This is a genomic window from Halanaerobium saccharolyticum (assembly GCF_003259895.1).
GTDB classification, from domain to species: Bacteria; Bacillota; Halanaerobiia; order Halanaerobiales; family Halanaerobiaceae; genus Halanaerobium; species Halanaerobium saccharolyticum_A.
Genome location: NZ_QLME01000002.1, coordinates 271,690 through 281,551 on the forward strand (window position 1 = coordinate 271,690; position 9,862 = coordinate 281,551).

At 30.8% G+C, this 9,862-nt stretch carries 9 protein-coding genes and 1 tRNA gene; 8 read left to right on the forward strand and 2 right to left on the reverse strand.

Going from position 1 to position 9,862, the window contains the following annotated elements:
- The first annotated feature begins 5 nt into the window (after positions 1–5).
- The 6 genes from C7958_RS02875 to C7958_RS02900 are packed head-to-tail and all read left to right on the forward strand — an operon-like array spanning position 6 to position 5,890.
- Positions 6–1,139, forward strand: coding sequence for a glycosyltransferase (locus C7958_RS02875; RefSeq protein WP_111571164.1), 1,134 nt, complete (start codon positions 6–8; stop codon positions 1,137–1,139).
- A gap of 4 nt (positions 1,140–1,143) precedes the next feature.
- A complete protein-coding gene (locus C7958_RS02880; RefSeq protein WP_111571165.1) occupies positions 1,144–2,241 on the forward strand; it encodes a glycosyltransferase in 1,098 nt (365 codons plus the stop codon).
- 32 nt (positions 2,242–2,273) lie between these two features.
- Positions 2,274–3,215: an NAD-dependent epimerase/dehydratase family protein gene (locus tag C7958_RS02885; RefSeq protein ID WP_111571166.1), complete on the forward strand. Its 942-nt coding sequence runs from the start codon at positions 2,274–2,276 to the stop codon at positions 3,213–3,215.
- Between the two features lie 45 nt (positions 3,216–3,260).
- Entirely contained in the window at positions 3,261–4,853 is a 1,593-nt protein-coding gene (locus C7958_RS02890; RefSeq protein WP_111571167.1) for an ArnT family glycosyltransferase, read from the forward strand.
- Between the two features lie 47 nt (positions 4,854–4,900).
- Positions 4,901–5,620, forward strand: a complete 720-nt coding sequence (locus C7958_RS02895; RefSeq protein WP_111571168.1) for a glycosyltransferase family 2 protein — start codon at positions 4,901–4,903, stop codon at positions 5,618–5,620.
- 3 nt (positions 5,621–5,623) lie between these two features.
- Entirely contained in the window at positions 5,624–5,890 is a 267-nt protein-coding gene (locus tag C7958_RS02900) for a lipid-A-disaccharide synthase N-terminal domain-containing protein (RefSeq protein ID WP_111571169.1), read from the forward strand.
- Between the two features lie 57 nt (positions 5,891–5,947).
- Here C7958_RS02900 and C7958_RS02905 read toward each other — a convergent pair whose 3' ends face one another.
- Together C7958_RS02905 and C7958_RS02910 are read right to left on the reverse strand one after the other, a co-directional pair.
- Positions 5,948–7,246 carry a 3-deoxy-D-manno-octulosonic acid transferase gene (locus C7958_RS02905; protein WP_111571170.1) on the reverse strand — a complete coding sequence of 433 codons (1,299 nt, stop codon included), beginning with the start codon at positions 7,244–7,246 and terminating at the stop codon, positions 5,948–5,950.
- Between the two features lie 244 nt (positions 7,247–7,490).
- Positions 7,491–7,566: transfer RNA gene (locus C7958_RS02910), tRNA-Glu, on the reverse strand.
- Positions 7,567–7,839: 273 nt separating this feature from the next.
- On the opposite strand from C7958_RS02910, the gene C7958_RS02915 reads away from it, so the two are divergent.
- Positions 7,840–9,186, forward strand: a complete 1,347-nt coding sequence (locus C7958_RS02915; protein WP_111571171.1) for an FAD-dependent oxidoreductase — start codon at positions 7,840–7,842, stop codon at positions 9,184–9,186.
- Positions 9,187–9,272: 86 nt separating this feature from the next.
- Positions 9,273–9,680: a DUF134 domain-containing protein gene (locus C7958_RS02920; RefSeq protein WP_111571172.1), complete on the forward strand. Its 408-nt coding sequence runs from the start codon at positions 9,273–9,275 to the stop codon at positions 9,678–9,680.
- Positions 9,681–9,862 lie beyond the last annotated feature (182 nt).

Genomic DNA, 9,862 nt, shown 5'->3' on the forward strand with positions numbered 1-9,862 from the left:
TCAAAGTGTATATAAAATATGTGTTTGGTGAAAAATGGCCAAGTCAATCTGCTGGTATAAGTTTTACGACGTTTGCTAATTATGGAATAGCACAGGCAAATCCCCAAAATGATATTGAATTAATAGTAACAGGTCAAAGGCAACAAGATGAAGTTTTAAATAACTACTTTGGTTTAAAACCACTTAACAATTTTAATATAAAATATATAAAAGACAAATCAATATTAAGTAAGACAACAAAATTTTATTGGAATACCTATAATTATCTAAAAAATAAAGCTAAAAATAAAGAATTAGATGTTATAATAACGAGAAAAATAGGGTTTTTCCCTTTTTTATTAATGCTGAAAAAGAAATATGATATAAAAATATTTTATGAAGCGCATAATTTTTATTTAGATCTATCTTTAAAAGAAGAAAAACATTACAAAAAAAAGTTATATCAAAAATTATTTTTACCTTATTTTAATGGTATAATTTGTCATCATGAAACTTTGAAAGATTTATATAATAATTATTTACCAAATCAGAAGTATATTATTGCAAGAACCGGTATTAAAAATATTTATAATTATAAAAAAACCAACTACAATTTGGCTTACATTGGAGCACTTGGAGATAGAAAAAATTTAAAAGATATGTTCAAAGCTCTTTCAAAAATAAAAAATCAAAAGTCAAAGCTAATTATTATTGGAGGAACAAATAAAGAAAAAATAAAAAAATGCAAAAAAATTGCTGAAAATTATAATGTTGAAGATAGAATTGAAATAACTGGTTGGATTAATAGAAAAGAAATAGACGATGTTTTAAGAAATGTTATGATTGGTTTAGTACCTTTAGAAGACATATTTTTTAATAGATATTTAACTTCTCCGATGAAAATTTTTAATTATTTTTCACATGGAATTCCTGTGATTGGAACAAATATACCAACTGTTAAAGAAATACTTAATAATAAATATGGACTATTATATAGACCAAACGATTATATTGATTTGGCTGATAAAATTGATATTTTAATGGAAGATAATAAATTATATAATAATATTTCTAAAAAGATCATAAATGATTATAGCTCAATGAAGTGGAAAGATCGAGGAGAAAAGATACTTAATTCTATAGAAATAATTGGGGAGTAAAAAAATGAAAAAGATATTATTTTTAAACACAGGTATTATTTGGGGAGGAGTTGAGGGTTGGCATTATAAAACTGCAAAAGAATTACTGAAACGAGGCTATAATGTTAAAATACTAGCTGTAAAAAATACACCTTTCCATAAGAGATGTCAATCAGCTGGACTTGATGTTGATTTTATAAAAAAGATAAATAGTGGTACTTTTTTAAATCCAATAAGAATATTCAAACTAAGTAGATATTTTAAAAAAGAAAAAATAGATATAATGTTTTTTTGTCAATCTTCACATTTTAAAATTGGATCTGTGGCTGGATATTTGGCTGGAGTTGAAAGAATTATCTATAGAAGAGCTTTAGCCAAGCCAATAAATAATCATTTTTATAATAGAATTTTTTTAAACAAGTGTATAACCGATTTTATGGCGATTTCTAAAACAACATTAGAAAAAAGCTTTGAGAAACTTCCGGAAAATGTTATTTCGAACAGTAATATAAAGTTGATTTATAATGGAGTAAAAAAGTCAGACTTTTTGGAATCAAAAGCAGATTCAAATTTAAGGAAAGAATTTAATATTAAAGATGATGAAGTATTAATAGCTAATATTGGAAGACTTGGGAATCAGAAAGCACAACAAGATTTGTTATATGCAGTTAGTGTTTTAAAGAAAGAATTCACAAAATTTAAGGTTTTGATTGTTGGAAAAGGGAATAAGATTAATGAATATAAAGATATTGTGAATAAATTAAACTTGAATGATAAAGTTATTTTTACAGGTTTTCGTAAGGATATACCATCAATTTTGAAACAAATTGATTTTGTTGTTCATACTGCATTATATGAAGGATGTCCTTGGATTGTTTTAGAAACAATGGCAGCAGGTAAGCCAATTGTAGCTGTAGAAATTCCAAGTATAGATGAATTAGTTATAGATGGAGAGACAGGTTATCTTTCTCCAAGAAATAGAAATGAATTAGCAGACAATATTTTTCGAATGATTAAAAGTAAAAATAAAGAAGAAATGGGAAAAAAAGCAAAAAATATTTTTGAAAACAATTATACTTTTGAATTGATGATTAATAAAATAGAAGATTACTTTTTAAGTTGATAATAGATAATAAAATACAGGGGTGTTTATAGGTGAAACATTTAATAACAGGATCAGCAGGTTTTATTGGATCAAATTTAGCTAAAAAGTTACTGGCAGAGGGCGAAGAAGTCATAGGTATAGATTGTTTTACAGATTATTATGCCAGAGAATTAAAAGAAAACAACATAAAAGAAATTTTAAATGATCCTAAATTTACTTTTATTGAAAAAGATCTTTTAAAAACAGATCTAGAAGAGTTAATAAAAGGTGTAGATTATATTTATCACCAGGCAGCCCAGGCAGGTGTGCGTTCCAGCTGGGGAGAAGACTTTAAAATTTACAATCAAAATAACATTCTCTTGACTCAAAAACTTTTAGAAGCTGCAAAAGAAAGTAAAAGATTAAAGAAATTTGTTTATGCTTCTTCATCTTCAGTTTATGGTAACACAGATCAGATGCCTATGACAGAAGAACAGAGGCTGCAGCCGGTTTCACCTTATGGTGTTTCAAAACTTGCTGGAGAAAATCTCTGCTATTTATATTATAAAAATTTTAAGGTACCCACAGTATCATTAAGATATTTTACTGTTTTTGGTGAAGGCCAGAGACCTGATATGGCTTTTCATATATTTATTAAGGCTTTTTTGCAGGGAGAAAGCATTAACGTTTTTGGTGATGGTGAGCAAAGCCGAAATTTTACTTATGTAGGTGATATTGCCCGTGCTAATATTCTTGCAGCTCAAAAAGCTCCGGCTGGAGAAATTATTAATATCGGGGGGACTAATACTGTTAAATTGAATCAGAGTCTTGAATTAATGGAACAAATAATTGGCAGTGCTCCAAAAATCATTTATTCAAACAAAGTTAAGGGTGATGTTAAACATACTGCTGCAGATATTAGTAAGGCAGAAAAGCTGCTGGACTATTCTCCTCAGGTTACCTTTAAAGAAGCTTTAGAAAGGGAAGTTAACTGGCTTAAAAAAATTTATTAATTACTTTTAATTAGAAATGGTAATTTAAAGAAAGGAGGAATTTGTATGTCTTTACTTAATAAAGATGTAAGGAATACTTATATTTATCTGCTAATATTAATTGCTTTTAGTATTATTTTATTTGTTCCCTCAACTCTGGATCGAGATCTTCACTATCGTGATGAGTTAAGATATACAGAGGTTGCCAGAGAGATGGAAAATAGTGGAGATTATTTTGTTCCACATCTTGGTGGTAGAAATTATACAGATAAACCTCCCTTTTATTTCTGGTTTTTAATTTTAAATAAAAAGATTTTTGGTGAGTATTCTGCTGCGGCAATGGTTAGTCCCAGTATTATTTCTGCTGTAATAATCATATTACTGACTTTTTATTTCGCTAGATCTTTTTTAGAAGAAAAATATGCTTTTTTAGCCGGTATAATTCTGGCCACGACTGTATTATTTTTTAGTTTATCTATATTTGTCAGAATGGATTTATTGATGATGGTTTTTATAACAGCTGCTTTATTTACTTTTTTTAAAGCATATCAAAATCAAAAAGACTATTTATATTTTCTAACTTATTTATTTATTGGTTTTGCAACTGCTATTAAGGGACCTGCTGGATTTTTGATTCCTTTAATAACTATTCTTGGATTTCTTATCTGGGATAATAAGCTAGAAAAATTAAAAGAAATCAAATTGATTCAGGGAGCAATTATTTTCTTATCTGTAATTTTATTATGGTTAATACCTGCCTTTATTTTTGGTGGTAAAGAATATATTTATCAATTGGTAGTTCTGCAGACTTTTGGGAGAGCGGTTAATTCTTTTGCTCATAGTGAACCATTTTATTATTATTTTACTACACTTCCACTAACTCTTTTACCCTGGACATTTTTATTAATTTCAAGTTTTTTTTACATAATTAAATATTACAGAAATATTAATCAAGAACTTAAATTTATATTAAGCTGGTTTTTCTGGCCTCTGCTTTTATTTTCTTTTTTTAGTGGTAAATTGGTATTTTATCTGCTTCCAATCTATCCGGCAGCTGCAATTTTGATTGCATATTTATGTCAGCAGATTATAGTCAATCAGGATAATAAGAAATTTATAGTTATTCCAGTTCTGTTAACCATAATAGTAATTATAGCTGGCAGTTTTTTTGTTCCCGAAAATATTGAAGGTTATAATCTTAGAAATTTATTAAAGCCAACAATTATAGCAGCTGTTTTTATTTTATTGGCAGCCGCGGTTTTATATTTTAAAAACAAATATTTATCTCTGATTTATCTTCTACCGGCTTTGATGCTGTTTTTTTCTCTTAATTTAAGCCTTGTAATAGTTCCCACAGCAAGTCAGAATTATAGTAAAAGACCAATTTCTGAAGAATTAAAAAATCTTAGAGAACAAAAAAATATTGAAAATATTGCTGCTTTCAGATATGGACAGCCGGAAACTCTGGCAGTTTATACAGACTTTTTTATTAAGGACCTGGGTAATGAAGACAGACTTATTAATTATCTTCAAGAAAAGCAAAAAGCTGTTATTTTAATCAGTGAAGAAGATTTTAAAAGAGCCAGAGATATTTTCATTCAGAAAGAAGTTATATACCATTCAAATGGATATAATCTGGTTTATCATTTAGTTAAATAGAAATAAACATCAACTTTATAGGCGTATATAAATTAAGGGTGGTGGAAATGCAGAATTATAAATATGATTTTTCAATAGTGGTACCCATTTATAATGAAATCAAAAATTTGTCTCCTCTAACAGATAGTATAATGAATGAATTAAAGGAGGATAAATATAATTATCAAATAATTTATGTTGATGATGGAAGTCAGGATGGCAGCAGTAAAAAAATTGATTTATTGCAGAAAAAAACAGATAAACTTTCAGCAATACATTTTACTGAAAATAATGGACAGACTGCTGCATTTTTAGCTGGTTTTAAAGAAGCGGAAGGAAAATATATAATAACTTTAGATGCTGATCTCCAGGTTAGTCCGGCTGACATTCCAAAACTGATTCCCTTTTTAAAAGATTATGATATGGTAATAGGGATGAGGACAAATCGGAATGATGGTCTGATAAAGAAATTATCTTCAGTAGTTGGTAATGGGGTTCGAAATTTTATTACTGGTGAAAAGATTACTGATACCGGCTGTCCTTTAAAAATTTTCAAAAATGAGATTCATAAAGAATTTTATCCTTTTAAAGGCATGCACAGATTTTATCCTACTTTAGCCAGAATTAATGGATATAATGTGAAGCAGGTTCCGGTTGACCATTATCCCCGCAAGTATGGTCAGTCTAAGTATGGGATTAATAATAGGATGTGGAGAGGATTATTTGATACTCTGGTTATGCTGTGGATGAAAAAAAGAATTATTAATTATAATATAAAGAGGGATTAATTTATGATATGGATAATAATTGGTTTTGTTGGTCAGGCAATGTTCACCTTACGTTTTGTTATTCAGTGGATTGCGTCAGAAAGAGCCAAAAAAAGTATAGTCCCAAATGCTTTCTGGTATTTTAGTATTGCAGGAAGTCTTACTTTATTAGTTTATGCAATTCATCGGCGGGACCCGGTCTTTATTGTAGGACAGTCAACCGGTTCTTTTATTTATCTGCGCAACTTATATTTAATTAAAAAAAATAGAAAAAGCGCAAATAATAGTTAATATAATTAGATCATTTTACATAGTATTTTCTGGTGATGTGAGAAGCAGGAAAACAAACTAATTATTTTGCTTCTGCTTGAGTACTTTTAAAGTATGCTCAAGAATTCTTTTAGATGCACCTCTATTATTCAGAATTACTTTTCTGGCCTTTTCACCTTTACTATTTAAATCATTTAAATGATTTAAATAATATAGAAGTTGTTCTTTTAAACTCTGCCAGCTATTGACCTGTATTCCTGCATCATTTTTAAGTAAAAGATCTCTGCTGTCTTTAAAATTAGACATATCAGGACCAAAAAATACTAGTTTTCCCTGGGCTGCAGGTTCTAAAATATTATGTCCACCTTTTCCCATCATGCTGCCTCCGACAAAAACCAGATCAGCTATACTATATATTTGTGCGAGTTCTCCAATCGTATTTAAAATAAGAGCATCAATTTTATCAGGGTTTTGATTTTTAAGCTCTGATTTTTTTATGGGATCGATATTATTTTTTTGGAAAAGACTTTCAATTTCTGCTGCTCTTTCAATATCACGGGGAGCAATGATAAAATATAAACCTGGAAAATTCTCTTTTAAATCTTTATAAATTTGAATTAGATGTTTTTCCTCATCATCATGGGTGCTCCCGGCGACAAAAACTAAATTATCTTCATTAATTTTAAATTTGTTTCTATAATCTTCTTTTTTACTTTCAGAAATTGAAGAATAGTTCTGATCAAATTTGGTGTTACCTAAGTTAAGTACTTTTTCTGCATTAGCGCCAAGTTCTATCACTCTTTCTTTATCCTGTACCGACTGCATTGCCAGACAGTCAATATTATTAAGCATATCAGGCAAAATTGAACCTAAATATTTATATTTTTTAAAGCTGCTGTCGCTAATTCTACCATTTGCATAGATAATTTTATGACCCTTATTTTTTGCTATTTTGATAAAATTTGGCCAGAGCTCTGTTTCGATGATCATGATGAGCTCAGGATTAATCGCTTTTAAAGCTTTCCTAACCGCAAAGGGTAAGTCAAAAGGAAAATAAACAACAGCGTCAGCGTCATCAATGATTTTGTGAGCCATATTTTGTCCGGTGTAAGTAGTGGTTGAGAAAATTACTTTATGTTCAGGTAATTCTTTTTTTAACTCTTTTACAATTGGGCTTGCGGCAACAGTTTCACCAACAGAAACTGCATGGATCCAGATCACCTTATTATTTTTTGCTAATTTTTTTATATCTTTAGAATAAAAACCAAACATCTCTTTGATGTTTTTTTTGTTTGTATTGGTGATTTTTTTATATATTAAAATTGGTGAGTAAAATATTAAAATTATAAAAAGTAATAGATTATAGATTAAGTACATTTTTAAAAACTCCTTATTATCAACTGCTAAATGAATTATATCAGAAGTTAAAAATTAAGACAAATTTATTAAAATTGAATAAATTTTAAATTAAGAATATTTATTATAGATTATAACATATAATTAATTAGCTGTTAGGAAATCGACAAAAACCGATAGGTTCACGGTGCGTGTACATAAATACACATAAATAAACATAAACGCACAAAAAAAAGACAGCCGATTGGCTGTCTTAATCTCAAAATGGTACCCTCAAGGGGATTCGAACCCCTGCCGCTAGGATGAAAACCTAGTGTCCTAGACCCCTAGACGATGAGGGCAAATTTTTATACAGTTTTGTTGACTGCAATAAATATAATAGCATAAGAAATAGCTTCCGTCAAGAAATTTTCTGAAGAAATATAATTTAAAATTTTCGCTCTATTATGGCTGTGAGTATAGTAATTCTGGGGGGCCTAAAATTTATATTTTAATCTGAATTTGTTAATTAATAATGAGAACCAATTTTAGGACAAGGAAGTAACCGATAAATCTAGAATAATATATTTAGAGCAGAAATTACTTATAATATTTTTCAACTGGGGGAATTTAAAATGAAAATTGCAGTTATAGGTGCTGTAGCAGCAGGTACAAGTGCAGCTGCCAAGGCAAGACGAACAGATAAAGATGCAGAAATAGTAGTTTTTGAAAAAGATACAGATATTTCCTATGCGGGCTGTGGACTTCCTTATTATATTTCAGGAGTAACTCCAACTCGGGATAAAGTTGTAATGAATACGGCTCAGGATTTTAAGGAAAAATATAATGTAGAAGTACGTCTGCAGCATGAAGTAACTAAAATTAATAAAGATGATAAAAAACTTTATTATAAAAACCTTAATAGTGGAGAAAATGGAGAATATCAGTTTGATAAATTAATTATTAGTACTGGTGCTTCAGCAATTAAGCCGCCATTTGCTGGACTTGATTTAGAAAACATATTTACACTGAGATCAGTAGAAAGTGCTGATCAGATTAAAGTAGCTGTCAGTAGACAGGAAACGCAAAAGGTTGTAATTATTGGTGCCGGTCTGATTGGCCTGGAAATGGCAGAGGCTTTTAGTAAATTAGGGTTGGAGCTTACAGTTGTTGAACTTGAAGACCAGGTTTTACCACCATTTAGTAAAGAAATGGCTGATCTTGTAGCTGAACATTTAAAAGAAAAGGGTGTTAATTTAATTTTAGATGATGGTATAGACCATTTTGAAGGTTCAGGCAGGGTAGAAAAAATTGTAACAGCTTCTGGTAGAGAAGTTGAAGCTGATCTGGCACTGCTTTCAATTGGAGTTAAACCTAACTCGAAACTGGCCCAGGAGGCTGGAATCGAAGTTGGTGAGACAGGGGCAATTAAAGTCAATGAAAAATTAGAGACTAATGTTAAAGATATTTATGCTGCCGGTGACTGTGCTGAATCAACAGATCTGTTGACAAATAAAGATGTCTGGGTTCCGCTTGGTTCAACTGCTAATAAACAGGGAAGGACTGCCGGCGAAAATGCTGCTGGGGGAGAGGCAGAGCATTATGGAATTTTAAAAACTGGAATCACCAAGATTTTTGATCTCACAGCTGCTAAAACTGGTTTAGGATTAAAAGAAGCTAAAGAAGAAGGTATTGATGCAGTAGCAGTTAAAATTAAGGCCCACAATCATGCCAGCTACTATCCCGGAACAGACTCTATTCATCTCAGAGGTATTTTTGATAAAGAAAATGGTGTTATAGTGGGAGCAGAAGTAATTGGTGGTGATGGCTCTGATAAAAGAATTGATGTTCTGGCAACAGCAGTTTATAATCGTATGACAGCAGATGAGCTTTTCCAGGTTGACCTTGCCTATGCACCTCCTTATTCCGGCCCCAAAGATGCTGTGGCTATTCTGGGAATGGTTGCTGAAAAGAAATTATGATTTTGTTCTTTTCTCCCTAATCTGTTATAATAAATATATCAAAGTATTTTACTTAACTTTAAATAAATGTAACAGGAGTGGAGATTATGGCACGTCCAACCAAAGATCGAATAATAGAGAAATTACCAGAAATCAGGTTTTTTAAGCCGGCGGGAGTCCCCGGGCATCAGCTGGAAACAGTAGAGATGACTATGGAAGAAGTGGAGGCCCTGCGCTTAAAGGATGTTGAAGGTTTAAAACAGGCCGAAGCTGCAGAGGTTATGAATGTATCCAGACCTACTTTTCAGCGGGTACTGACTTCAGCTCGTCAGAAGGCGGCAGAAGCCTTAACCTGTGGAAAAGCGATTAAATTTGCAGGTGGAGATTATAGATTAGTCCGTCCCGGTCACTGTCCCAAATGTGGTAAAAAAATGAAAAAGGGTAGAACTCGGCAAGATGGTGAGGACTCCCGGAAAAAGCCATGTCATGATTGTGATGGCAGTCAGGATTCTTAAATTTGTAGCTTAATTTTTGGCTCAGCATTAATAATAGTTTATAAAGTTAATTGAAGTAAATTGTCCTGAAGAGATTAGAGCAAATCCGGTACTGTCTAAAAATCTATGAAAAAGTGATATTGAAGTTAGAAATTAAATTTTGAGTAAATTTTAATGGTTGGATGACCGCATTGCCCTTGACA